Origin of the sequence: Epilithonimonas hungarica, assembly GCF_900102265.1 — a bacterium.
In the GTDB taxonomy this organism is placed as follows: domain Bacteria; phylum Bacteroidota; class Bacteroidia; order Flavobacteriales; family Weeksellaceae; genus Epilithonimonas; species Epilithonimonas hungarica.
This window is the reverse complement of the sequence record NZ_FNBH01000001.1, coordinates 463903-489166: the sequence shown is the minus strand read 5'-3', so window position 1 is coordinate 489166 and position 25264 is coordinate 463903. Positions and strand designations below refer to the sequence as shown.

At 34.1% G+C, this 25264-nt stretch carries 26 protein-coding genes; 7 read left to right on the top strand and 19 right to left on the bottom strand.

Annotated elements, in window-relative coordinates; translation table 11 throughout:
* Positions 1-281: 281 nt before the first annotated feature.
* From ygiD to BLT30_RS02300, 3 genes are all read right to left on the bottom strand, one after another.
* Positions 282-1109 (bottom strand): 4,5-DOPA-extradiol-dioxygenase, encoded by an 828-nt coding sequence (ygiD, locus tag BLT30_RS02310; RefSeq protein WP_089871060.1) that lies wholly within the window; start codon positions 1107-1109, stop codon positions 282-284.
* A 385-nt stretch (positions 1110-1494) separates the two neighbouring features.
* Positions 1495-2004 carry a YceI family protein gene (locus BLT30_RS02305; protein WP_089871058.1) on the bottom strand — a complete coding sequence of 170 codons (510 nt, stop codon included), beginning with the start codon at positions 2002-2004 and terminating at the stop codon, positions 1495-1497.
* Positions 2005-2074: 70 nt separating this feature from the next.
* Positions 2075-2839, bottom strand: coding sequence for a TIGR03915 family putative DNA repair protein (locus BLT30_RS02300; RefSeq protein WP_089871057.1), 765 nt, complete (start codon positions 2837-2839; stop codon positions 2075-2077).
* Positions 2840-2974: 135 nt separating this feature from the next.
* Here BLT30_RS02300 and BLT30_RS02295 point away from each other — a divergent pair, with 135 nt between their 5' ends.
* Entirely contained in the window at positions 2975-3796 is an 822-nt protein-coding gene (locus BLT30_RS02295) for a helix-turn-helix transcriptional regulator (RefSeq protein ID WP_089871055.1), read from the top strand.
* Positions 3797-3860: 64 nt separating this feature from the next.
* Complete coding sequence (locus tag BLT30_RS18315; RefSeq protein WP_245707095.1) at positions 3861-5291, top strand: S41 family peptidase; 1431 nt, start codon at positions 3861-3863, stop codon at positions 5289-5291.
* Here BLT30_RS18315 and BLT30_RS02285 read toward each other — a convergent pair.
* Entirely contained in the window at positions 5288-6544 is a 1257-nt protein-coding gene (locus BLT30_RS02285) for a putative DNA modification/repair radical SAM protein (RefSeq protein ID WP_089871053.1), read from the bottom strand. The genes BLT30_RS18315 and BLT30_RS02285 overlap by 4 nt on opposite strands.
* 146 nt (positions 6545-6690) lie before the next feature.
* Between BLT30_RS02285 and BLT30_RS02280 the strand changes: the two genes are divergently transcribed.
* From BLT30_RS02280 to sucC, 5 genes are all read left to right on the top strand, one after another.
* The gene (locus tag BLT30_RS02280) at positions 6691-8019 is read left to right on the top strand and encodes a hydroxymethylglutaryl-CoA reductase, degradative (RefSeq protein WP_089871051.1); all 1329 of its coding nucleotides are present in this window, start codon (positions 6691-6693) and stop codon (positions 8017-8019) included.
* A gap of 4 nt (positions 8020-8023) precedes the next feature.
* Positions 8024-8194, top strand: coding sequence for a hypothetical protein (locus BLT30_RS18150; protein ID WP_175487118.1), 171 nt, complete (start codon positions 8024-8026; stop codon positions 8192-8194).
* A gap of 3 nt (positions 8195-8197) precedes the next feature.
* Complete coding sequence (locus tag BLT30_RS02275) at positions 8198-8584, top strand: DUF423 domain-containing protein (protein WP_089871049.1); 387 nt, start codon at positions 8198-8200, stop codon at positions 8582-8584.
* Positions 8585-8685: 101 nt separating this feature from the next.
* Positions 8686-8946 (top strand): zinc ribbon domain-containing protein, encoded by a 261-nt coding sequence (locus BLT30_RS02270; protein ID WP_034962750.1) that lies wholly within the window; start codon positions 8686-8688, stop codon positions 8944-8946.
* A gap of 249 nt (positions 8947-9195) precedes the next feature.
* Positions 9196-10386 carry an ADP-forming succinate--CoA ligase subunit beta gene (gene sucC / locus BLT30_RS02265; protein WP_089871047.1) on the top strand — a complete coding sequence of 397 codons (1191 nt, stop codon included), beginning with the start codon at positions 9196-9198 and terminating at the stop codon, positions 10384-10386.
* Positions 10387-10458: 72 nt separating this feature from the next.
* Here the strand turns inward: sucC and BLT30_RS02260 are convergent, their stop codons facing one another.
* From BLT30_RS02260 to BLT30_RS02190, 15 genes are all read right to left on the bottom strand, one after another.
* On the bottom strand, positions 10459-11322 hold the full coding sequence (locus BLT30_RS02260; protein ID WP_089871046.1) for a mechanosensitive ion channel family protein: 864 nt from the start codon (positions 11320-11322) through the stop codon (positions 10459-10461).
* 59 nt (positions 11323-11381) lie between these two features.
* Positions 11382-11972, bottom strand: a complete 591-nt coding sequence (locus BLT30_RS02255; protein WP_027383230.1) for a hypothetical protein — start codon at positions 11970-11972, stop codon at positions 11382-11384.
* A 93-nt stretch (positions 11973-12065) separates the two neighbouring features.
* The gene (locus BLT30_RS02250; protein ID WP_089871044.1) at positions 12066-12707 is read right to left on the bottom strand and encodes an HAD family hydrolase; all 642 of its coding nucleotides are present in this window, start codon (positions 12705-12707) and stop codon (positions 12066-12068) included.
* On the bottom strand, positions 12697-13671 hold the full coding sequence (locus tag BLT30_RS02245) for an ATP-grasp domain-containing protein (RefSeq protein WP_089871042.1): 975 nt from the start codon (positions 13669-13671) through the stop codon (positions 12697-12699). The genes BLT30_RS02250 and BLT30_RS02245 overlap by 11 nt, the downstream gene beginning before the upstream one ends.
* Positions 13671-14276, bottom strand: coding sequence for a sugar transferase (locus tag BLT30_RS02240; protein WP_089871041.1), 606 nt, complete (start codon positions 14274-14276; stop codon positions 13671-13673). Before BLT30_RS02240 ends, BLT30_RS02245 begins: the two co-directional genes overlap by 1 nt.
* A gap of 132 nt (positions 14277-14408) precedes the next feature.
* Positions 14409-15569 (bottom strand): glycosyltransferase family 4 protein, encoded by a 1161-nt coding sequence (locus tag BLT30_RS02235; protein WP_089871039.1) that lies wholly within the window; start codon positions 15567-15569, stop codon positions 14409-14411.
* 20 nt (positions 15570-15589) lie between these two features.
* Complete coding sequence (locus BLT30_RS02230) at positions 15590-16492, bottom strand: glycosyltransferase family 2 protein (protein ID WP_089871038.1); 903 nt, start codon at positions 16490-16492, stop codon at positions 15590-15592.
* Positions 16489-17589 carry a glycosyltransferase gene (locus BLT30_RS02225; RefSeq protein ID WP_089871036.1) on the bottom strand — a complete coding sequence of 367 codons (1101 nt, stop codon included), beginning with the start codon at positions 17587-17589 and terminating at the stop codon, positions 16489-16491. The genes BLT30_RS02230 and BLT30_RS02225 overlap by 4 nt, the downstream gene beginning before the upstream one ends.
* A 5-nt stretch (positions 17590-17594) precedes the next feature.
* The gene (locus tag BLT30_RS02220) at positions 17595-18134 is read right to left on the bottom strand and encodes a serine O-acetyltransferase (protein WP_221405568.1); all 540 of its coding nucleotides are present in this window, start codon (positions 18132-18134) and stop codon (positions 17595-17597) included.
* A gap of 13 nt (positions 18135-18147) precedes the next feature.
* The gene (locus tag BLT30_RS02215) at positions 18148-19269 is read right to left on the bottom strand and encodes a glycosyltransferase family 4 protein (RefSeq protein WP_089871033.1); all 1122 of its coding nucleotides are present in this window, start codon (positions 19267-19269) and stop codon (positions 18148-18150) included.
* Entirely contained in the window at positions 19266-20360 is a 1095-nt protein-coding gene (locus BLT30_RS02210) for an EpsG family protein (protein WP_089871031.1), read from the bottom strand. The genes BLT30_RS02215 and BLT30_RS02210 overlap by 4 nt, the downstream gene beginning before the upstream one ends.
* 4 nt (positions 20361-20364) lie before the next feature.
* Positions 20365-21576, bottom strand: coding sequence for a glycosyltransferase (locus BLT30_RS02205; RefSeq protein ID WP_089871029.1), 1212 nt, complete (start codon positions 21574-21576; stop codon positions 20365-20367).
* Entirely contained in the window at positions 21573-22358 is a 786-nt protein-coding gene (locus BLT30_RS02200) for a glycosyltransferase family 32 protein (RefSeq protein ID WP_089871027.1), read from the bottom strand. The genes BLT30_RS02205 and BLT30_RS02200 overlap by 4 nt, the downstream gene beginning before the upstream one ends.
* Entirely contained in the window at positions 22358-23386 is a 1029-nt protein-coding gene (locus BLT30_RS02195) for an acyltransferase family protein (protein ID WP_089871026.1), read from the bottom strand. The genes BLT30_RS02200 and BLT30_RS02195 overlap by 1 nt, the downstream gene beginning before the upstream one ends.
* Positions 23383-25251: an acyltransferase family protein gene (locus tag BLT30_RS02190; protein ID WP_089871024.1), complete on the bottom strand. Its 1869-nt coding sequence runs from the start codon at positions 25249-25251 to the stop codon at positions 23383-23385. Before BLT30_RS02190 ends, BLT30_RS02195 begins: the two co-directional genes overlap by 4 nt.
* Positions 25252-25264 lie beyond the last annotated feature (13 nt).

Sequence of the window (25264 nt, the reverse complement as noted above, 5' to 3'; positions counted from 1 at the left end):
GTCTGGATTTTTCCTAAGATAATCTGAGAAAAGCAACAACAAACAAAACTAAAATAAAAGCAAAAAAGTAATATTCTTTTCATCAAAACAATATTACTAATTTTTTAGTTATAAAAATAAACTTATTTAGAGCCTGTGATAATTTGTATTAGAATATTATTTCTCGCTGATTTTGCAGATTCAGCAGATGATATGTCATTATAAATCAGCACGATTTGCTTTATCTGCTAGAAAATTAAAAAAAGTATAACATCTGATTATTGGTATAATATTATCTACTTTTACCCAATCCTTATCGATGTCATACTCAAAGAACCGCCAATCAACGAGTCATTGAATAATGATAATTCTTCTGATTTTTCTTTCAGTCCGAGATTATAAATCATTGGCAGAAAATGGTCAGGTGTCGGAACAGCTTGTTGGAGAAACGAACCTTGTTTTTGATAATCGATGAGTTTCTGAAAATCGCCGTCCAAAAGCCAATTATTAGTTTTTTCTCTGGCTTCTATTGCCCAATCCCAGCCTGCTCCAACGGTATCAATATTTTTCCAGTCAATCAATCGGAGATTATGAACAATATTTCCACTTCCGATAATCAGAATTCCTTTTTCGCGAAGTTTGGATAATTTTTTCGCTAAATCAAAATGGTATTGAGGCGGTTTTGTATAGTCAATACTCAACTGAATAACCGGAATATCCGCATTCGGATAAAGATGTCTGAGAACCGACCAAGCGCCGTGGTCCAATCCCCAATTATGGTCTTCTTCCACCAAAACCGGAGCGAGTAGTTCCGCAGTTTCTTTAGCCAATTCGGGACTTCCTTTTGCGGGATATTGAACATCGAACAATTCTTTTGGAAAACCGTAAAAATCGTGAATGGTTTTCGGCATATCCATCGCTGTTACAAAAGTTCCTTTGGTAAACCAATGCGCAGAAATACAAATAATAGCATTTGGTTTTGGGATTTCTTTGCTAATATTTCTGAATCCCTGAACGAAAACATTCTCTTCGATAGCATTCATCGGAGAACCGTGTCCTAAAAACAGAACCGGCATTTTTTCTGTGGTTCGGAAATTGTCAGATATTTTTGAAAGGTCGTTGAGGTTCATCGTAAAATGTATTAATGTATAATGTAAAAAGTATTTTGGTTGAGTTTTGTTTCTTGCAGATTTGGCTGATTGAGCTAATTTTTTTACACTTAAGTTGATTTTTTTAACCCACAAAAGTCACTTAAGAACACTTAAGTTTTTGAAATCTTCGATTTTTTGGCAAATGTTGTTTTATGCTGAATTTGCATCCCGACTTGAGCGGAAATTCTTTTTACGCAACGAAGTGGAGTGAAAAGATTGACTTCGTCGAACCACTTCGTTAGGTTTGGGAGCGGAAGGCGGATCAAGCTGCCCAAATAATTATTCTCAAAATCAAAAAAAGTATAAACAAAGCGAACTCTGTTTATACTTTAAAAACTCAAACTATAAATACTATTGTACCCTTTTATTGTTTTACAAACTGCAATTCGCCTGCAATTTTTACTTCTTCGCTTACCATTACACCGCCTGTTTCCAAAGCTGCGTTCCAAGTTAAACCGAAGTCGCTTCTTTTGATCTTCCCTTCGAAAGAGAAACCTGCTTTGGTATTTCCCCAAGGGTCCGAATTGATTCCTCCGAAGTCTACATCCAAAGTCACTGGTTTTGTAACGCCGTTAATAGTAAGGTTTCCAGTCACATCGCCATTCAAAGTTGTTGCTTCAAAAGTGATTTTCGGGTTCGCTTCTGCGTTGAAGAAATCGGCTGATTTTAGGTGATTATCTCTGTCCGTGTTGTTGGTGAAGATAGAATCTGTATCTACGAAGGCTGAAACTTTTGCGTTTGCGAATGTATCGTCTTCTGCATCGATCTCTGCGTTGAAAGTCGTGAATTCTCCTTTTACGTTGGAAATCATCAAGTGTTTTACTTTGAAAGTGATTTCGCTATGAGTTGGATCTAATAACCATTTAGTTGCCATAATTTTAATATTTTGTTGTTAATTATGATGCAAATTTAGGCTGGTCAGATTTCTCTCACATTGATGTAAGTTAAGAATTGTATTTCTCGGTCAGATATTTCCAATAACGTTTTGGAACGTGCTGGATGTGGAGCTTTGTATTTTTCCGTTCCTTGATGTTGGTTTTCGTAAAATAGCTTTGCCAAAGCGTTTGATATTTCTTCTCTTCGTCGTGGAGTTTTTCTTGGTATTGATTGAGATTCAGTTTTTCATCGGGATAAAAAAAGTCGCAGTTTTCCAAATCGTAGAACAATCCGTAATGTCTTCGCAGGTCATAAATCATCCATTTTTGGTCAGCGTATCTATCTTTGAAATGTTTCCGAATCAATGGCAACACATTGAAATCTGGGTCAATCTTCGCAAAATAAATGTCGTCCTGCATTTTCTCGAACCTGACAAAAGCTGTCATTCTGTGTCTTTCTCGACTAACGGATTTGCAGATTTTTGAGATTTTCAGAATGTCATCGTTGGCGAAATTTTGGAGAATATTGTCGTTTGGATATTTGATAGATTGTTTTACCGCAGAAAAAATGAGTTGTTCTAATTCTGAATCTTCGGAAAGATAGACTTTGATTAATTGATTGATTCCTGATTTGCCAATGTTTTGTTCTAATTTATTGAGAACTCTTTCCGATTTTTCCTGCTGGGTAACAACTTCGTGAATCTCCGCAAACATATTTTCCTGTTGGAAATTTTCTCTGTTTCTGATTTCCACATCTTTGTAACGATATTCAAACACTTCGAATATCGCAGTGAAAAGTCCGTCGAAAGTTCCGTCGTAGAGAAGGGTTGTCATTTTTGATTTTTCTAAGTTTTATTAACTCAAAAGTCTTTCCAAAGCTTTATCAGAAATAAAAGTTTATTAAATTTACATTCTGGAACAGTTTTTCAAATTTACGACAGAAAATATTTTAAAACAGAAAATCATATAATGAATTCAGTAATCATAAAGCCAAAAAATGAGATTCTGAAAAACTATGTTCAATATTTTCTGTTCTTCGAAAAAACGAATCACGACTTTATAACTTACACGACTTTTCCCAACAGCAATCTTTGTCTCGCCATTTATACGGAAAATAAAATTTCTTATGACAATCAAAACAATTTGTGTAAAGTGAACGTCGGAAGTGCTTTTACAAGTCGGTTTTATGGATTTCACAAAAAGCCTTTTCAGGTTAATATTGATGCTTCGCTTAGTCAGATTTGTATCATTTTTCAACCTTCTGCGTTGAGAGCTTTCACCAAAGAATCTTACGACGAGTTGATGTTTTCTGATTCTGTTTTTGATGAAATATTCTCTTCTGATAAAAATGTTTTAGAAAAAATATTCGAAATAACTGATTTCTCAAAACGTGCAGAAGAACTGGAGTTTCTGCTTCTTAAAAAGCTAAACAACAATGTTTCTGACAAAATGAAAGAAGCCTTGATGCTCATTAATCAAAATAATATGATTAGTATCGATGAACTTTCCAAAAGTCTTAAAATCAGTGAAGCAACATTGTTCCGGCTTTTCAAAAATAATCTGGGACAAAATCCGAAATCTTACCTTAAAACATTACGATTCCGAAATGTATTGAGCGACCTTTCTCGACCAAACAATTCTTTGACGACGGTCGCTTATCAGAATCAGTTTTATGACCAGGCACACTTCATCAAAGATTTCAAAATATTTTCAGGATTTTCGCCCAAAAAATTAGCAGAGAAAATATCTGTGAATCAAAAAGATTTGACTTGGATTTATAACAAAGATTAAAATTGAATGATTTTTACAATTTTTGAAACTCAGAAATGATTTCTTTTGCTGAAAAATTTCATCAATGAAAACCAAAGTCTTTTTATTTCTCCCATTTTTTTTATTTTTCGGTTTCGCTAATGCACAAACTAAATGCAGTTGTAATGAGACTTTGCAAAAAATAATTTCAAAGATTGAAAGCGAATATCCCGGCTTTGATGTCAAGACCAAAGACCAATTACTGTACAATAATGTAAAAGGGAATGCACTCAAAGCTTCCGCTGAATCTAAATCTGACGATAATTGTCTGGAAATACTGAAAAACTATACCGGATTTTTTAAAGACAGGCATATTTGGGTTCTTCCAAATGGAAATTCAATACCACAAATTTCTAATAATGTTTCCTCAAAAAATGTATCGAATCCTCTTAATATTAATCTTGAAAAATTCAGAAAAGAAGTTCAAAATCAAAAAAACAGTTTCGAAGGAATTTGGAAAGATGACAGTTATGAGATTGGAATCAAAAAGCTAAATGAAAAAGAATCGGTTGGTTTTATCATAAAAGCAGATCCGAAATTCTGGAAACCAAATGAAGTGAAATTCCGATTGTTTGCTGACGGAACTTATGAATATTATATGCAAGACCATTCCTCGCAAAAAGGGACTTACAAAATAATTGACAATAGTCTTTTGTACTTTGATGATATCAGGTCTGCATTCACAAAAAAAATTCCTCAACCTGTTCTAAATGAAGAAGAAATTGAAGATAAGATTAATGAAATCAATGGATTTTATATCAAGAAATTGACAGTAAAAACAACGTTGATAAAACTTGGTAATTTCAGTTATACCTATGTCAATGCGATTGAGAAAATGATTGAAAAAAATAAAACTTTATTGGAAAATTCAGAATTCCTAATTATTGATGTGAGAGATAACGGTGGCGGAACAGACAATGCTTATCAGAAAATCCTGCCTTATCTTGTAACCAATCCTATCCGAAATGTTGGTGTAGAATATCTGGCTTCTCCTACTTTGATTAGCACGACAGAAAATTATATGCAAGGTCTAAAAAAGGATTCAATTAAAAACAAAAGTGAAATCATTGACCTCAAAAAAAGAATCGAAATCTTAAAAGCAAATCCTGGGAAATATGTTAATTATAATCAGAACAAAGTTAACATCAGTTCGGTTTCTCCAGCCGTTAAAAGCCCTTCTCAAATTGTTGTTTTAGCCAATAATCATACAGGCAGTGCTGCCGAAAATTTTCTTTTAAATGCTAGACAAAGTAAAAAAGTTAAGTTTTTAGGCGTTCCTTCTTCTGGAGTTTTGGATTATGCCAATGCAATGTTTTTTGATTATGGCTGTAACAATTATAAACTTTTGATGCCGACTTATCGTTCGTTCAGGTTACCCAATTATCCTATTGACAATATTGGAATTCAGCCGGATGTTTATCTTGATGAAACTGTGGAAGACTGGGAGAGGTTTGCCTTAGATTATCTGGAAAATTAAAACAGAGTCAATTGATGAGAAAACTGATTCTGAAACTTAGACTGACTTCCACCAATAATTAATTTTCTCAAATTTAAATCTGTCAAGTGTTTCAAAAATGGATTTCCGTAAGTAAAATCAATAAAATATTTTGCACGATTCACCGCTGCGCCGAGTTTTTTAAGATGATCAATACTTAAAACCTGGAATTGTCTTGCACTCAAAATTTTCTGTGCTGTCTTCACGCCAATTCCCGGAATTCTGAGAATCATTTTATAATCTGCGGTTTGAAGATTTACAGGAAACTGGTCTAAGTTTCGCAAAGCCCAACTCAGTTTCGGGTCTACTTCCAAATCGAGAAATGGCATATTGAAGTCTAAAATCTCGTCGGCTTTAAAACCATAAAACCTCATCAGCCAATCTGATTGATATAAACGATTTTCTCTCAAAACAGGAACTTCTGCAGTAATTGCCGGTAAACGATTATCCACAGTTACAGGAATGTAACCGGAATAATAAACCCGTTTCATTCCGTAATTCTTATAGAAATGGTCAGCTACCTTGATGATTTGCAAATCATTTTCGTTTGTTGCACCAACAATCATTTGAGTTGATTGTCCGGCTGGCGCAAATTTAGGAGTGCTTCGGATGATTTTCTTTTCATCTTTATATTGCTGAATTCCTTTTTGGACAATTCTCATCGGCTGAAGCATATCTTCCCGGTTTTTATCAGGCGCCAATAATTTCAGTCCGGATTCTGTCGGAATTTCAAGATTGACAGATAATCGGTCAGCGTAAAGTGCAGCTTCGTTCATCAAATCATCACTCGCTCCCGGAATCGATTTGAGATGAATATAACCATTGAAGTTATGTTCAGTTCTCAGCTTTTTTGCCACCCGAACCAAACGTTCCATCGTGGTATCCGCATCTTTGAAAATTCCGGAACTTAGAAATAAACCTTCGATGTAATTTCTGCGGTAAAAACTGATGGTCAAATCTACTATTTCTTCAACCGTAAATGCGGCTCGTTTAATATCGTTTGATTTTCTGGAAACGCAATAGATACAATCGTAAATACAATGATTGGTCAACAAAATTTTGAGAAGCGAAACACAACGTCCGTCTTCTGTATAAGTGTGACAAATTCCGCTGGCCGAACTATCTCCTAAACCACCGTTATTCTTTCGTTTTCCACCGCTAGAAGAACACGAAACATCATACTTCGCAGCATCTGCAAGGATTTCGAGCTTTTCTTTTATACGGTCAAAATTCATTTTTGAAAGATTATTTTTTAAGTGGAATTGATTAGCAAATGATTGTCAAAAATAATTCCATAATTGAGAAAAATCAACATTTAAATACATTAAGTTATCAACAAAAACTGTTAAAATTTATATCTTTACAAACATAAAATTTTCCTATGAACCATCAACCTGTTGAAGGATTTTCAAAACTTTCCAAACAAAGAAAAATCGATTGGCTTATTTCGGAATATCTGAGTAACGACAGAAGTTACGAGCAGATTCTGCAGCAATATTGGAACAACGATTCTAATCTGCAAAAGATGCACGACGAGTTTTCTGAAAACACGATTTCTAATTTTTATATGCCTTATGGAATTGCTCCAAACTTCCTGATTGACGGGAAATTACTAGCACTTCCAATGGCGGTTGAAGAAAGTTCGGTGGTAGCAGCAGCGTCCAAAGCGGCAAAATTCTGGATTGACAAAGGTGGTTTCAAAACGACAATTATTAATACAGAAAAACTAGGTCACACGCATTTTATCTTCAAAATCGAGGCTCATAAACTGCTTCATTTTTTCAATTTTAAACTGAAGAAAAAATTACTGGAAGCCACGGAAGATATTACCAAAAATATGCGCAACCGTGGCGGCGGAATCCTTGATATCAAACTCATCGATAAAACTTCGGAACTGGAAGATTATTTCCAATTGAAAGCGAGTTTTGACACCGTAGATTCTATGGGTGCCAATTTCATTAATTCTTGTCTGGAACAGTTCGGAAAAACTTTGAAAGAAGAAGTGGCCAAGGAAGAAAGTTTCTCTAAGGAAGAAAAAGATTCGTTGCAAATTGTGATGAATATCCTCTCCAATTACACGCCGGATTGCATCGTAAGGGCCGAGGTTTCCTGCAAAATTGAAGATTTGAAAGACGATAGCGGAATTTCCAACGAGGAATTTGCGTGGAAATTCAAACGTGCGGTGACGATTGCAGAGATTGAACCTTACAGAGCAACCACGCACAACAAAGGGATCATGAATGGTGTAGACGCTGTCGTAATCGCGACAGGAAATGATTTCCGTGCGACGGAAGCTTGTGCACACGCTTATGCCGCAAGAAACGGAAAATATTCTTCGTTGACGCATTGTACAACGGATAATGGGATTTTCAGATTTTGGATTGACTTACCAATTTCGGTTGGTGTGGTTGGTGGTTTGACAAATCTTCATCCATTGGTGAAATTCTCTTTGGCATTGCTTGGAAAACCATCTGCTCAGGAATTGATGAGTATTTTGGCAGTTTCCGGATTGGCTCAGAATTTTGGAGCGCTTCGTTCTTTGGTAACGACAGGAATCCAGAAAGGTCATATGAAAATGCATCTTTTCAATATCCTGAATCAATTTGGAGCAACGGAAGAAGAAAAACAGCATTTTGTCACTTATTTCAAAGATAAAACGGTGAGTCATCACGAGGTGATTTCGGAATTGGAGAAATTGAGAAATAAATAGAATTATGTTTGGAATTGCACTTTCAGCTTTTATGCTTGTTTTTGGAATATTTCTTAAGCTGACAAAAAATCCGGGCTTTGCTCGTTCCAAAAGATTTTCTTGGCTTTTTATCATCTTAGGAATCGTTACATTGGTAGGAAAAATTATTATTTTAAATCAAAAAGGAGAATTATAAAAAATGAAAAACTTTACTTTAATCATAGGTGGAATCTACGGTTTATTATCCGTAATTCTTGGTGCATTTGGAGCGCACGCATTCAAAAAAATATTATCTGTAGAAAGACTGGAAAGCTTTGAAACAGGCGTCCGTTATCAAATGTACGCCGCATTTTTTCTTTTGATTGTCGGCTATATTTTGAAATTCGAAACGACTTCTGAAAAATGGATCTCGATTCTGATGATTGCGGGAACTTTCTTGTTTTCCGTGAGTATTTATTGTTTGGCTTTTCAGGACGTTTGGGGCGTTAATTTGAAATTCCTTGGACCAATTACGCCACTTGGAGGTTTGTTTATGATCATCAGTTGGGCGATGTTGATTTGGCATTTTGCTAAAGCTAAGTTTTAATTAAAAATAGTTAGACACTTGCTTCTATTTTAACCTTTTCAAAGTAAGCATTTTAGTTTTCCTATGTGTTTATGTGGTTTTATTAATTTCAAAATAACCTAATGTTTTTCATCTTCGGAATCAAAACCAAACTTGTAGGAAAAGAAGATCGTAAAGTCCTGAAAAATGGCTTTATGGCAAATGCTATTGTGTCGGTTTACAAGAATTATTTCGAACTGTTTTTTATTCCTATATTTCCGTTCAGTAAGAAATACAGCATTTACATTCCACATTCGGATGAATATTATGAGACTGGATTTGGCTCATCAAATATGCCAAAAGAATATCTGGAACTTTGTAAAGAAGTCGGAAGGAACTACTGAAAACCCGGTCTGTGTGAGCGATGATAGCGGAAATCCCGAAATGCGCGACGGAATGGGGAATTGTAGTGACCACTTCGGCAGTCCCTGCATAAACTAAAGCGACCCAGACGGCAGGAAAAAGCAATAGCAAGGGACACACAGAGATAATAGTGAAAACTGATTTCAATCAGACAATTATATAATGTAATTCGTCACTTTTTCTTAAATTTGTGAATCTTATAAAATCTAAAAATTAATCAATAATATATTATGAATCTTCACGAGTATCAATCAAAAGAGATTTTAGCAAAATACGGGGTTAACATCCAACGTGGTTTTGTTGCAAACAATGTGGACGAAGCAGTAGCGGCTGCCGAAAAACTAACTGCTGAAACCGGTGCACAAGGTTGGGTTGTAAAAGCTCAGATCCATGCAGGTGGGCGTGGAAAAGGTGGCGGTGTAAAGTTTTCCCCAAATATGGAAAAACTGAAAGAAAACGCTGGAAACATCATCGGGATGCAGCTTATCACTCCGCAAACTTCTGCTGAAGGTAAAAAAGTAAATTCTGTTTTGATTGCTGAAGACGTATATTATCCAGGTGAGTCAGAAACTAAAGAATTCTATGTATCTATCCTTTTGGACAGAGCTCTTGGTAAAAACACAATTGTTTATTCTACTGAAGGTGGAATGGACATCGAGCACGTTGCTGAAGTAACACCACATTTGATCCACAAAGAAGTGATCGATCCAGCTTATGGACTTCAAGCTTTCCAAGCTAGAAAAATCGCTTTCGGACTTGGATTGGAGGGTAATGCTTTCAAAGAATTCACAAAGTTCATTACTTCATTATACAATGCTTATATAGGAATTGATGCCTCTCTTTTCGAGATCAACCCAGTCCTTAAAACTTCTGATAACAAGATTATCGCTGTAGATGCAAAAGTGACTTTGGATGGCAACTCATTGTTCCGTCACAAAGATCTTGCTGAACTAAGAGATACAAGAGAAGAAGATCCATTGGACGTAGAAGCTGGTGAAGCTGGTCTGAACTTCGTTAAATTGGATGGAAACGTTGCTTGTATGGTGAACGGAGCCGGTCTTGCAATGGCAACTATGGATATCATCAAATTATCTGGCGGTAACCCTGCAAACTTCCTGGATGTCGGCGGAACTGCTGATGCACAGAGAGTTCAAACAGCTTTCGGAATCATCTTGAGAGACCCGAACGTAAAAGCGATCCTGATCAACATTTTCGGAGGAATCGTAAGATGTGACAGAGTTGCACAAGGTGTTGTAGATGCTTACCATGCGATGGGAAGCCTTCCAGTTCCATTGATCGTAAGATTACAAGGAACCAATGCTGTAGAAGCTAAGCAATTGATAGATGAGGCTGGATTGCCAATCCATTCTGCAATCACTTTGGAAGAAGCTGCAAACAAAGTAAAAGAAGTTTTAGCCTAAGCTGAAATTTTTAATATAAAAACCCGATTCAGTAATGAGTCGGGTTTCTTTTTTGTAAAATTTAGATCATAATTATTCTTTATTCTCTGAAGGGTAGTGTTCTGTATTGGTAATATTAATACTCGTGGGTGTAACAAGATTGATTCCTTCTTTCATTAATGTTTCATTGATTTTGATGATTGCGACGCTTTTCAGTTTTCCAAAATCACTTCCTATTTCTAACCAGAATTTTACCTGTAGAGTGAAAACGCCTTGCTTCACATCGGTTAAAAGAACATCGGTCGTATCAGCTTTATCAACGTGCTCTAATGTTTTGATTGTTTCCAAAATCACATTTTTGGCCTTATCAATATCTTCGCCCACAGGAATTTCCAAATTAAATATGATTCTACGCTGTGGTGAAGCTGTAATATTGAAAAATGGAGAGTTGAAGATAACCTGATTCGGAATGTAAACTTTTTTACCATCATCAGTGATCAACTTGGTCGTCAGCAACCCAATATCCTGAACGGTCCCGGAGTTCCCCCCGATCGTTACATAATCTCCAATTTTAAAAGCCTTATCCACACTTACCAGCATTCCTGAGAACATGCTCGAAACCAGATCCTTGAGAGCTACCCCGGCAATAACCCCGGCAACTCCCAAACTTCCCAAGAACTTCATAAAAAAGCCACTGAAGCCCATGATCTCCAAAGCAATGAAAGTTCCCATCAGAATAATCAGAAATTTGAATATTGCAATAAGAGTAACAACAGAATCGCTTTTCGTCTTTGGAAAGAATTTATGAAAAAGTTTAACAGACCATCTACTTAGAAAAGTGCTTGTCATTAGGAAAAATAGAAATACCAATATCCCGACAATCAATCTGGGAGTAAGTTCTGCAAAACTAATATACCACCTTTCTAGAACGGCATACACCGTGTTTAAATATTCCATGATTCAATTTAATAAAAAAACCGACAAAAAGCCGGCTAATGTTATAATATTATCTTAAATTATTTAGCTTCATTCGCAATTCTTTTGGCTTGACCAGAAGGTAAATAAATACTGAAACCTACGTTGAAACTAATCTTTGATGTCAGTCCTTCATTTCCGAAACCTGCAACTCCATTATATTTTACTAGACCTTCAACTCCGATATTTGGGGTGATGAAGTAAGAATAACCAGGGCCAACCCCGAAATCAAGACCTGTTGTAGAAATTCCGTTTTCCACGGATGTTCCGCCTATACCAACATTACCCTCGAAGAACCAACGTCCGTGATTCAAAAGATTGTCAACTCCCTGTTCACCCGGTGAAAGAAAATATCTTCCTAGAGCACCAACAGCATAATTAAATTGGGTTGACTGCCCTTTACCCGGTTTCATGAAACCTAAATTAACGTAACCTCCCAATGCTGTATTATCTTTGATAAAATAAGCTGCTTTTGGCTGAATTGAGAAATCATATCCTGCGCCTGTATTTAATCCAAAGTTACTTGTTACCAAGCTACTTCCTACCATCCAGTTTCCTTCTTGTATCTGAGCTTTAGTTGTAGATATTAATCCTGCGCCTATGACAAATGCTCCTAATAATACTTTTTTCATATGTTTAAATTTTTCGCTAATAAATATGTAAGTTAGTTTACAAAGGCTGTGCCAAGGAATATCTTAAGTATACATATGTATAATAAAGTATTCCTAAATTAAATCTTGAAGCATTGAAAGTTTTTCTATTTTAAAATCAGGCAAATAGTTTGGAGGAAAATCAAAATTTTGAATGTGAATATTATCACCATCATTTATCAGGCATATGGACAACCATCCCAATTTATTTGGTGATATGAAGTCTTTAGAAATGTTGTCTGCGATGTAAACATAGTCTCTTATATCGGGAGAAATAAATGCCTGGAAATTTCTAATGTCTGGTTTTTCCGAACCAAATTCTTCAGAAATAACAATCTTATCAAAAAAGTTTTCAATACCCAAAGATTTCAATTTATTTCTTTGTGTATATGACCTCCCATCTGAAATCAAACCCAATTTATAATTTTTTGATTTGATGATTTCTAAAATTTTTTTGGCTCCATCTTTCAACACCAGTTTTGGGAAATGATTTCTATAAACTGCTAATAATTCATTTAATAATTCACCTGGATAACGATTTACAATTTCAGCAAAAACATTTTTCTTATTATGATACCAACTCAACATATGATGATAAAGTTCATCATAACCCTCTGGGTCGACTTTTTTGGCAATTTCAAGATAGGCAGACTTCAAATAACTAAGCTCAGACACCAAAGTATCGTCTAAATCAAAGATGATATATTTAGTATTCATAATTATGAACTAATACTTCAGAATCATATCGCAACATTAATAAATCTGATATCCAGTCATCAAAATAATCTACATTTTTACCAAGAATATACTCTTCTATCAAATATTTTGGATAATTAGCTCCCGCTAGATACGACAGGGGATAACCACCACCAAATCTCGGGTTTATCTCAATACCAATAATTCTCTTTGTCATATTATTGAAGAAAAATTGCATAGTAATACATCCTAGAGCACCATTAATATTGGAAAGTTTTTTTTCGACGAAGTTTACAATTTCATTTTTACGAGTTACCCCTTTATTAACTTCACCAGCCCTTACAAAAATTCTTTTTCTAGGAATAACACATTTAAGATTTCCATTTTTATCAAAATATGTATCTACAGTATATTCGTCATGCTCTTTCGGATCAATATATTCCATGAACATCAGCTTGGGATTAGTAAGGTGATAGTCTGTAAGTTGAGATCCATTTTCGACCAAGAATGTGTCTTTACTCAAAGAGCCATCATATGGCTTAATAAAAAGTGGAAATGATGGAGCATCTTTTTCCAGTGCCCTAGGAATCTCAATATCTCTTTCTTCGAAAAAAGCGTTGGTCAGTCTTTTATCTCTACAGATTTTTATAAAATCCTTATCGCCTACAACAGGAGTAATGCCGTTTTTCAGAAAAGTATCTTTATTTTCGGAAAGAATTATCAATTCTGTATCAATCGTTGGCACTATCATTTTTACATTTAGTTCCTTACAGATTTCCAAAAGATCATTAATATAGCATTCATCCGAAACTCTTTTTACAGTTTTGTAACCATCAGAAATATGGCATGCGGGTGCAAGCACCGGGTTGATATCTACTGTATAAACTTTATTTTCTGAGTTCAGTTTCTTTAATTCTTGCTGAAAAGCCTTGACCAATGAAACCCTTTGACCTGCTGATGTGATAAGTATATTTTGATTTGCCATTAATTTTTACCGTTAAATATTTCCATGGTTGCGTGCCCATTTTGACTGATTCCTTCGCTTTTATAAACTTTTTTCAGAGTCATTAATAAAACTTTTAAATCTACAGAAAAAGAAAGGTTATCAACATACCAAACATCAAGTTCAAACTTCCTTTGCCAGCTGATAGCATTTCTTCCATTGACTTGGGCCCAACCTGTAATTCCAGGTCTCACAAGATGCCTTCTTCTTTGTGCATAAGTATATAGCGGTAGATATTGCGGCAAAAGTGGTCTGGGTCCGATCAAAGACATATCTCCTTTCAAAACATTAATGAGTTGAGGTATTTCGTCTAAAGAGGTTTTTCTTATAAAGATACCGACGGCAGTCAATCGTTCCGCATCTGGCAAAAGATTTCCATTGGCATCTTTGTTATCATTCATAGTTTTAAACTTGATGATGCGGAATATTCTTTCATTTTTTCCAGGTCTTTTCTGAAAGAAAAAGGGGTTACCCTGATTGGCGAAAAATAATGCAACTGTTACTAACAAAAATATGGGAGACAGAACTAATAATGCTGTCAAGGCCAGTAGAAAATCGAAGCAAGGTTTAACTATTTTTCCGTACATATTTAATGTGCATGATTCCCGATAACCATTATTTATTATTTTGCAAATATAAATAAAGGAATCAAGTTAATTTTTAATTTATTGTCAATTTTTAAAAATAGAAAGTCTTGGATAATCAATGAGAATGTAATTTTAATTATTGGAAAGTCTAAAATATTCGGCTTTGAGGGCTTCCCAAACAATCTTCTGTTCATATCTCTCAATAATGATTGTTCTGCTTTTTTTACCCATTGCTTTCGATTCAGATATATTCTCCAGACACCATTTCATCTTCTCATATAGCTGCTCCTGATTGTGTTTAGGTATAATCCAACCATTTAAACCGTCACAGATTATTTCATTGCTACCACTAATGTCAGTTACTATAGCATTTAGCTCCATTGCTGCGGCTTGCAAAACCACATTTGGAAAACCTTCTCTATAGCTAGGGAATGTTAATACATCAGAAATGGCAAGATATGGTCTTACATCTTTCTGAAATCCTGTAGTGATGATATTCTCATTATTTTCAATTTCAAATAATGTTTCTTCCGAGACTGGATCCAAATTTTGTTCAAAAGACCCTACAAGTAATAACTTAGGTTTCCCTTCTCCAGTATCTTTTCTTTCTGAAAACATCTTAAAAGCCGAAACAAGCTCATTGATTCCTTTGTCTTTTACCAATCGACCGACAAATGTGAAAACAAAATCCTCATCTAGAATATCCAGGTCTTTCTTTAATTGAATCAATCCTTCTGACTCCACAACATTGCGGTAAAAAAAGTCAGCATCAATTCCATTTATATTACCATTAGCTAAAATAATGAGCGGTTTTTTGGTAATGTTGAACGTCAAAAGATCATTTTTGACCCCTTGTCCTTCCGGATAGATATTGGTGGCACATACGCAAAGAAGTCTGTCCATTAAAATTAAAGTTTTTTGCATCTTGCCTGTTCTGTATGGAAAAATCAAACCTGTAAATGTATGCATCCTAACAGGAACTCCTGCCAATTTGCCAGCAATCATCGAAAGTAAACCGGCTTTTGGAGTTAATGAGTGGATAATGTCTGGTTTTTCCTTTCTAAAATATAAAAATAATTTTATCAAAGCAACAAGATCTCTTAACGGAGAAATGTGGCGTTGCATTTCAATAGGATGAATATTAACACCTTCCCTCATCTTTACCTCATCCAGATCCAACCCAGATCCGGAAACTGAGATGACATTGAAATAGTGATTCAAAAATTGCAATTGCCCTTTCAATAATATATTAAGGGAGGATGGAACCGTTGATATGCGAATGAGTTTCTTCATAGTAATCTTAGAATCAGCAATTATAATTCCGACAAAGCTGGTCTATTTCTGTTCTTATATTTTACAAGCAGAAATAAAATAAAGCCGAAAGGAATAGCCAAAATCGTCAATGTCTTTGCTGGCGACTCCGCAATAAATTTTGAGTTCCTCGATAGAAAACTACTAGAAACATAATGTATCGCGTCTATATATTTTCTTTTTTTTGATTTTGAAAGTTCCATCCCTTGTTTTCTCAAAAATGCAAAACCTCTAGGATTATTGTAATATTGCCTAAACATATTATTGGAAGATCCTCCTGGTTGATAATCTACTATTACAAGCACCTTATTTATTGTAATTAGTTTGTAATCCTGGTCAGCAAGAAGATATTTATAAGCTAATCCAACATATTTCTCGCCTTTGAAAATTGGATATGGTGGATACTTTTGCATTACCTCTGTACGATAGACCAGCTTTTTATCTCCTTTTCCACCCAATAGATAAAAATCCTCTAGTGTTGTATAGTTTGTAGAAAATTCTGAACCAATTACATTACCATTCATATAAGCATCTAATCCGACAATTCCAGAATATTTTTTTTTATCCTCTTCAGATATTGAATTCCATTTTTCAAGAATGGTCTCAACAGCATAGTCAGGCATAAAATCATCTGAGTCAATACAAGTGTTAAGCTCAGTATTAATATTTTCATATGCTGTGTTGTGTGCTCCATGCATACCCTGATTTTCCTGAAAAATATATTTTATCTCGATTTTATTTTCATTTTGAAAATCAGATACTACAAACTGTGTATTGTCAGAAGATCCATCGTCCACAATTAGCCAAACGAAATCTTGATTGGTTTGATTAATAAGGCTCTCATAAAGTCTCGGCAATAGGTGCCCCCTATTATATGCTGGTGTAAAAACTGTTAATTGTTTCATATCAACTGTGCATACATATCTATATGCTTGTTTATTAAAGTACTGATATCATATTTCATTGCCCTATTATAACCTTTTTTAGCGGTTAACTCTGCATATGCAGGGTCTTCTATTAGCCTTTTGATTATGACGGCCAATTCTTCTTCGTTGCCTCTTGTAAATAAAATACCCGCCTCTTTAACAATATCTTGAAGCCCTGGCACATCCGATGCAATAAAAGGCTTTCCAGAGGCCATCCCTTCTACAGAAGCCAACGAAAGTCCTTCATAATATGAAGAAAGTACAACGACATCTGCACTTTTCAAAAGTTGGGGTACATCCATTCTCTGTCCAAGAAAAAAAACCCTTTTCTCCAAACCAAGTTCGTTTACCAATTTCATCAATATCATTTTCCTTTCTCCATCTCCTACTAATAACAATTTGTAATTACCAGGTAACAAAACCATACATTTTATCAACGTATCCTGATCCTTCTGTGGCCTAAACGCTGAAACCTGAATAATCAGTTTATCATCCATTTGAAGTTCAAAATGTATGTACGACCTTTTCAACGCATTAGCTTTGTTATACTTTTCTACATCAATTCCGTTTGAAATGACAATCAATTCAGTGTCATTAGTCTTGAGATATTTACCATAAATCTGTCTTATCTCTTCCGAAATGCATACCAGTTTTTTGTAATCCCTATAAAAAAATTTATCAATGGGCTTCAAAAACTTATTTGAAATTCTAGTATTAGAGGTATTATGTTCTGTAAAGATAAGCTTGGAAGAGCTATTGTTCAATCTATTTGCAATTACAGCAAAATACTGTGCCGGAAATAGATGCACATGGACAATAGGATATTGTCTCATAATTTTGCTAATCTTAAAAATATTAATCGGATTGTATATGTCTCTGACGTTAGAAGAATTGTTAATGATAAATATTTTACAAATATTCATTTCTACCAGCTGTTTTGTAAACTGGTGATCATTATTCCATAAAAGCAAAACATCCATTTCTATCCCTCTTTTCCTATAGATAGGAATAGTATCCAGCAACAATTTTTCTGCACCTCCTGTACCTAATGAATTTATAATGTGTAAAACTTTCAAAACAATTAAATTTTATAAATAATATACTTTTTGCTAGCATACTCCTTTTGAATGATTTGTGCAGGGTTTCCCAATGCAATACAACCATCGGGGATATCTATGTTTACGAAAGCATTAGGCGCAATAAAAACATCATTGCCTATTTTTACATTACCTACAATAACAGCGTTGGCTGCAACGTAGACATTGTCTCCTATTATTGGTGTTCCTTGTCTTCTGCCTTCGGCGTTACCAATGTTAACACCTTGTGCAATATTAAAATTTTTGCCAATGATGGTATCTGGATTGATGACGATGTGCCCAAAGTGAACGATTCGTAAGCCTTTATCAATCTTCGTCTGAGCCGGAATTTGAATGCCAGTTCTCAACATACATTGTCTCCGTAGTACATCCCAAAAAAAGCGCGTTGGAAAAAATTTTGCGCTTTGCACCTTTCTGTAGAAATAAGTATATCTAAAACCTGGTGTAAACAGGATATATCTTACCAAAGAAGTAAATTGCCTGGTACCAGTATATCTGTACAAATCATCATATATAATGCTCATCAGTATATGAAAATTAAAGCTTAATGTTTTTTAATTTCTCATATACCTTCAAAGTATTTTTTGCCATCACGGCTTGAGTAAAATTTTTGAAGGCGTAAGTCTTGGAGAAATTTCTCATGTTAACTAACAAACTTTCATTTTCTAAAATATAGGATAGAATCTTTGTGAGTTCGGTTGAGTTTTCGTTCTCGAAAAGAAACCCATTTAACCCATCGATAATTTGCTCATGAGAACCTTCTGTATTACTCCTTATAACCAGACAACCTGACAACATGGCTTCTAATGAAACAAGTGGGAAACCTTCTAGTCGAGACGGGAGGACAAAAATATCAATGATGTTATAAAATGGTTTAGGGTCTTGATATTGTTCCCATATAATCTGATTGGAAATTGATGAACTATTTATAAGGTTTTCCAGCCAACCATTACTTCCACTTTTATATGAACCTAATAATACCAATTTAACTTTTCTCCTGATTTCTTGATTCAGATTTTCTATTGCATTAATTAAAATATCCTGTCCCTTTCTTCTTTCAATACTTGCAACTAAACCTATCAAAATATCATTTTGACTAATTCCATAATTTTGTTTCATTGTCTTTTCTTCATTAGCAGATATTGGTTGATAAAATCGCTCATTAACACCATGGTATACTAAATCAATTTGATTTTCTTTATATCCAAATTTATCGACGCAGTATTCTTTTGTCTCTTTGCTAATTGCAATAACCCTAGTTGCATTCTTGTATGCAAAAATATTTTCCAAATCTGGAACATGCATAGTAGAAACAAATTTTTTCCTAATCAACCATGGTATGAAACTTAAGTAAGGAGATTCCACATGAATTACATCGTAATTTTTAAAGATGAGAAATAATATGATTTTTAATACACCTAAGACTTTAAAAAATTTTGAAAGCAATTCAGAACGGTGAGAAAATTTTATGTTAATAACATTAACTTCAGAAGTTTTCAGCAAATCTTTTTGGAAGAATAATTTTTTTGAAGAGTTATTATAATCTCCAACCAACAAATCGACAGAGTGCCCTAATTTGGACAATGATACGCAGAGATCTATTGTATTGATACTCATACCCGTTTGGTCGATTCTTGTAAGCAGCACTGCAATTTTCATCCTTTTAAAAACATTAAGTAAGTAAACATATAATATAAAAATAATATCACTCCAAAAACTTTATATTGATCTTTCCAAAGTTTATAACAAAACATAGGATAAGCTATGACCGCGGCCATTAAAAACCATGACAGGTAAGCAAAGCGATTGCTGAATGTAGCCCTAATCACCAAAATCCAAAAAGCATTGGCAATAGTGTAGATACCGAACAGATGGATATATAAACTATCAATAACATTTTTTTTTAAAATAAAATAATAGCCAGCAAAAATACCAAACCCACTATATAGTACAAAATCCCATCTAAAACCCGTCTGAGAAAATTGTTCTTTGAATTCATCATTATTCGTAAGATAACCCGATGTACGATCTTCCAAACCCAGATTACTGAAAAAACCTTCCCAAAAACTACCTCCTACCAAAGAAAGCGGTATGCTTGCAAGCCAAATATAAAGATATATTTTGGGATTTTTATAAGTGCCGGATATTATAAAGGCGGCAATAGGTATGATGATAGAACTGTGCATGAAAAATGAAATTCCAAATAAAACATACATTAACATTTTTTTATGTTCATAAAAACAAAGACCAAGAATAAATAGAGAGGTTGCTAAACCATTACGGATACCATTTGTCCCATACGCCCAAAAAGAAAATGAGCCTAAAAACATAAAAAACCCGAAAAACCAGTATCTTTTAAAATATAGCCTACTAAACCAATAGCAAGGTAAAATGTACAATATATCTACTAGCAGAAAAAAACTTTGTGATGACATGATCTTGGAGCAAGCCCACATAAAGTAATTAAATACATAATCTTTTTCAATCTTTACATCGCCTCCTTTCTGCAAAGCTTCGTAACCAATGTGATAAGTAGACATATCACCAAAATATCTTCCACTTACAGGTCGTAAGCCTATATATAAGGAAAATATCACAAGAAAGAACGCTCCCAGAACTTGAAAGAACAGTAAACTTTTCGAATCCTTTATATCATAAACCATAGCATGTAGTAAAATAATCATCGCCACAAAAAACATGACGTGATAATAGATACTGGTATAATATTCTAAAGGAATAAAGTCAAACATAACGCTATGCTAAGTAATCTTTAAGTACGTTTTCTAAATTATATTTTTTTAACAAACCTGATTTATCAACACTTCGAAACGAATTATTCATATCTTCATTTAATAGTAATGAAAGTGCCTCCGCATATTTGACATCATCATCATTAATTTCAAAATTTTCAGGAATAAAGTCCTCTCTGTTTTTCAAAATATCCGGTGTAATGATACCTACATCTGTTATAAGCAAACCATCCTTTACTCCATTTATCTTATCAATCATCATTTCGGAGATTCCATCTGTACAATTGGTAGTAATAACAGGAATATTAAGAATCATAGCTTCAACAATAACATTAGGTGTACCTTCATAATATGAAGATAACGCCAATCCTTTGGACTTCTGTAGAAATTTATATGGATTTCTCTTTCTACCCAAAAAAAATACTCTATCATTAAGTTTAAGATAATCAACTAAATTTTTTGTAAACATCTCAACGCGTTCATCACCATCCCCAATCATCAATAGATTGGTCTCTGCAAATTGATCTTTCATTAGAGAGAAGGCTTTTATAAGATGCCAAGGTGCTTTCTGCACACTGAGCCTACCTAGAAAAACGATGTAACTATTTTCCACAATTTTTTTTTCATCTTCCGCGAAAGGTTCTTTGGATTTACTTTCAATGGCTGATACATCATGCGGATTATAGATGACTTCTAAATTTTTAAACTTATACCCGCAATTTATAATCAAATCATTTTTGATGGCTTGACTTATAGCGATAACTTTATCAAATCGTTTGTACGTGTTATGAATAGACCATTTAAAAAATTTAGATATTCCAGTATCATGTTTAAACTCAATACTTTTTACAGCATGGAAACTTGCTATTTTTTTTTCTTTCGTGAGCGTCATAGCGCTGAAGCAATTAGCCATATCCCCAAAACTGATGCTTATATCAATCTTATGAACTTTTATAATCTTACTTAGCATAATAGGAATTTTTGCATAGAAAGCTATACGGGATACAGAAGAGAAATCAGAAAAATCTTTTCTGGAGAGAGATATTTCGTCATCATCAAAGTTAATAATATCATTCTCAAGCCTGATGATTTTTACTGCTTTTACCTCATGTCCTTGCTTTTTATAATTCTTATAGAATGTCTCGGCTAGGCGTTCCATACCTCCAACACTTCCATAAGGCATAATCAACAATATTCTTAAACGATGTCCTTTCATTTTGCAAGCTTATCTTTGATATTTTTCAAGGCAAATACTTTTACAATCCCTCCGACTGCTCCCACTCCAAAAATCCTTATCAATAATCTTTTAAGGTTGGGTAAAAAAGTTTGGCTTTTGGGAATCCATGACATTTCAAAATGATGAATACAATAAGTCTCGTTTGTTTTTGTAATCACGCCTGTTCCCATATCTTTTGCACAAAAGTAAACTTTGGGAAGCATGTAAAATCTTTTTTCCTTTTGATAGTTTGAGATTTTCTCAAAATAGAGCTGTCTTTCCAGTACCTCAGGCGTATATTGTTTTTTTATTTCCTTCATCATAATCTGAGGAAGCGGCCAGGTATCCAAAATATTGTCTTGCTTTATAAAATGTCTTCCTTCATAATAATCCAGACAGTTTTTTATCCAACTCTGCCCTTTAACTGCTCCAAAAGCTCCAGCTTCTATAATATTTTCACCTTCTGTGCACGCAAAGTATGGTAATTTCAGCAAATCGTCAAAAGACTTTACAACCTCAACATCTGAATCTAAATATATTCCGCCCTCATTATAAAGGGCATATAGCCTAATATAGTCTGCAGCGAAAGCATATTTTTTTTGTTGGAAAGCCTCTTTGACCCATGGGGAGGACTCCAAATCAAACGACTGTGTATCCCATAGCCTGATTTCATAGTCCGGAAGGTATTTTTTCCAAGAGTCAATGCATTTCCTGATTTTGGAAGGAAATGGGTCACCACTTAACCAGCAATAATGGATGATTTTTGGAATAGAGTCTGCCATTAGAAATATTTTTGTAATCTATTGTAAAAAAAGTTAATAACGAATGAACCAAGCAACGAGCAGCTAAGCAATAATACAAATATAAATATTGGTAAGTTGGGAGAATAAATAAAATCCCTGAAAAACGCTGCGTAAAAAAAAGAATGACAAAGCCAGACATTAGTTGAATGGACCGAAAGAAAATCAAGCGACCGTTCTATAAAACGTCCTAATGTTAGGTTATTCCAAACTAGGGTAAAAGCTATCGCGCAGAGTGGAGCAACAAATAAATTTGGGACAAAACAACGAGTAATAAACATAAAGATGATGAGAATTATCCCAACAACAGTTCCGAATTTTATTTTGGAATAGAGTTTTGAAAATTTTGTAATCCATTGATGCTTCAAAGCAATAGCTCCAAGCAAAAATTCAAATTGTACCAGACCATACCTGGCTCCCTGATTGTGAAACCATTTCAATACTTCGTTGGAGAACAAATCTGTTTTATATACCCTAAAATAGAAAGCAATTAAGTATAAAACAAATGACATCACAAAAACTACATATGTACTATATCTATCAAGCAGGTAGAATAGAAATTTACTAGAGAGAACAACCAATACGTAAGTTGTAAAATACCACCATATTCCGCTATAGGAAGTTTGGATTGCAGTACTGTTCATGAGTATTTTTAACATACTACCCGGATATTGCGGTTCTTGTAAAAATAGCCCTAATAAAATTGGAAACAATAGTATAACAATCCATAAATTAAGATACATCTTTTTCAACCGAAATCGATTTTCTCTAGCAAAAAAGTCTTTTTTCTTTTGATATTTATAATACAATCCATACCCACTTACAAAAGCGAAAATAGGCACACAAGCATCACAAAAAATTGAAATATAGAAGGATAGTGGCTGGCCTGCAACCAAAATAGCAGGATTATACAAGCCTTTGTAATTTACATTAAAAAGATGCAACCAAAGCATCATTAATATAGCCATGGCCTTGAGATGATTGGACTTTTTTACCGATAATTCCATCATTTTTCTTTTAAAATCTGATTTATCTTTGGCAGTAGTACCTTGTTGACAGCCTGCTCAGCCCCGTATTCTGAATAGTGATTTCCATCAAACATATAAGGTATTTGATTTTTCTCATTATATTTTTTAATCATGCTATTTTGATACAATTCTATGTAATGATTTTTTGGCACAATTCGCAGAAGAATTTGATTCATTGACTTTGACTCTGTATCTAAAAATTCATCCTCGCTCCTGCCGATATTTTTTAACATTAATATTTTGGGATAGGATAATTTATAATTTTCTGTTTGTCCTAAAAAAATATAATTAATATGATATCTGTTAAAAAAAGCAATGGTTTTTAAAACTTCTTCGGCAATTTCAGAATCCTTATAATTGAGATTAGGATTCTTTTTCATTAGCCAATGTGCAGATACAATTACCAAATCTATTTTTTTGTAGTTTTTGGGAATAAATTCTTTGAAAACATAATCCACCAATTCTTTTGTATCTTTTTTACCTCTAGAGTCGGGAAATGGGAATACATATCCTGCACTGGCTTCTAAAAGATTATAATTTGTAATTTTTCTCAAAGAAGAGGAAAACTGCGCAGAATGACTATCACCGATTAATAAAATATTTTGTTTTTTGTCAGATACTTTGAGACAATTTTTAAAACTGTAATCATTGATTTTTTGCGAATTGGTTATAAAACAATGACAAGGATTAAATTGCTTTTCCTTACCATTGTTTATATATGTATTTTCATAATCGGCAATCTGGAATTTCTTGCTTTGATAAATTGAAATACCCGAAACCAAACTGGGATTTATAAAAAGTAAGACTGCTATTATCGCTACGATTAAAGAAGACGTTGCAGCAAAGTAAATATTGCTCAAACTTGAGTTTTTTTCTACGAATTTAAACGATAAATATGCTGAAACTATAGATAGTACTATAAGAATCAGGGTATAGTACCCTCCAATGAATCCAAAATATTTAAATAATATAAACCATGGCCAATGCCATAAATAAAGAGAATAGGAAATATCACCAAAGAATTTTGCCAATTTATTATCAAAGAACCTGGTATGGATATTCATACCAAGTATCAAAACGGCACCAAATACTGGAATCATCGTGTAATGGGAAGGCCAAAGGTTCTCTTCATTTATAAAGATACTGCTCAATGCTATTGCGATAAATCCAGAAGCTACGAGAATAGCTTTTGTCAATTTGCCTAACCTGTTGTTTTGGCCAATCAAATACGCTAGTCCTCCAATACTAAGTTCCCAAAATCTGGATGGTAACATATAAAATGCAAAATTATTATCAACTTTTGTAATATAGAGCATAAGTATAAGCGATAATAAGGAGAAAAATGAAACAATACCCCAAAATAGCTTTTCTTTTTTTCCAAAATATGATTTGAGAAATAACAAAAGTAATGGATAAACGAGATAAAATTGCCATTCTACTCCCAGAGACCAAGTATGTAGGAGAATATTGTCCGTAGAAGTAAAATAGTCTATATACTTCCAAAAATAAATGTTTGAAACAAAAAAATCTGCCAGAAAAGTATATTTGGCATTCAACTTTAGTTCCGTATGGAAAAAAAAGACCACAGATACAAAAAGTATAAATATTAATAATACCTGTAACGGAGGAATAATTCTATTGATTCTCTTGATATAGAATTGCTTCAAAGAAAATTTTTCTGAATCGAACGCTTTTAAAATGATTTGTGTCATTAAGAATCCGGAAATCACAAAAAACACATCCACACCGATAAAACCTCCATCAAATGGCTTGACCTGAAAGTGAAAAAGCATCACTATCAAGACGGAGACTGCTCGGAGAAAACTTATATCTGTACGGAATTTCATTATAATTTTACTA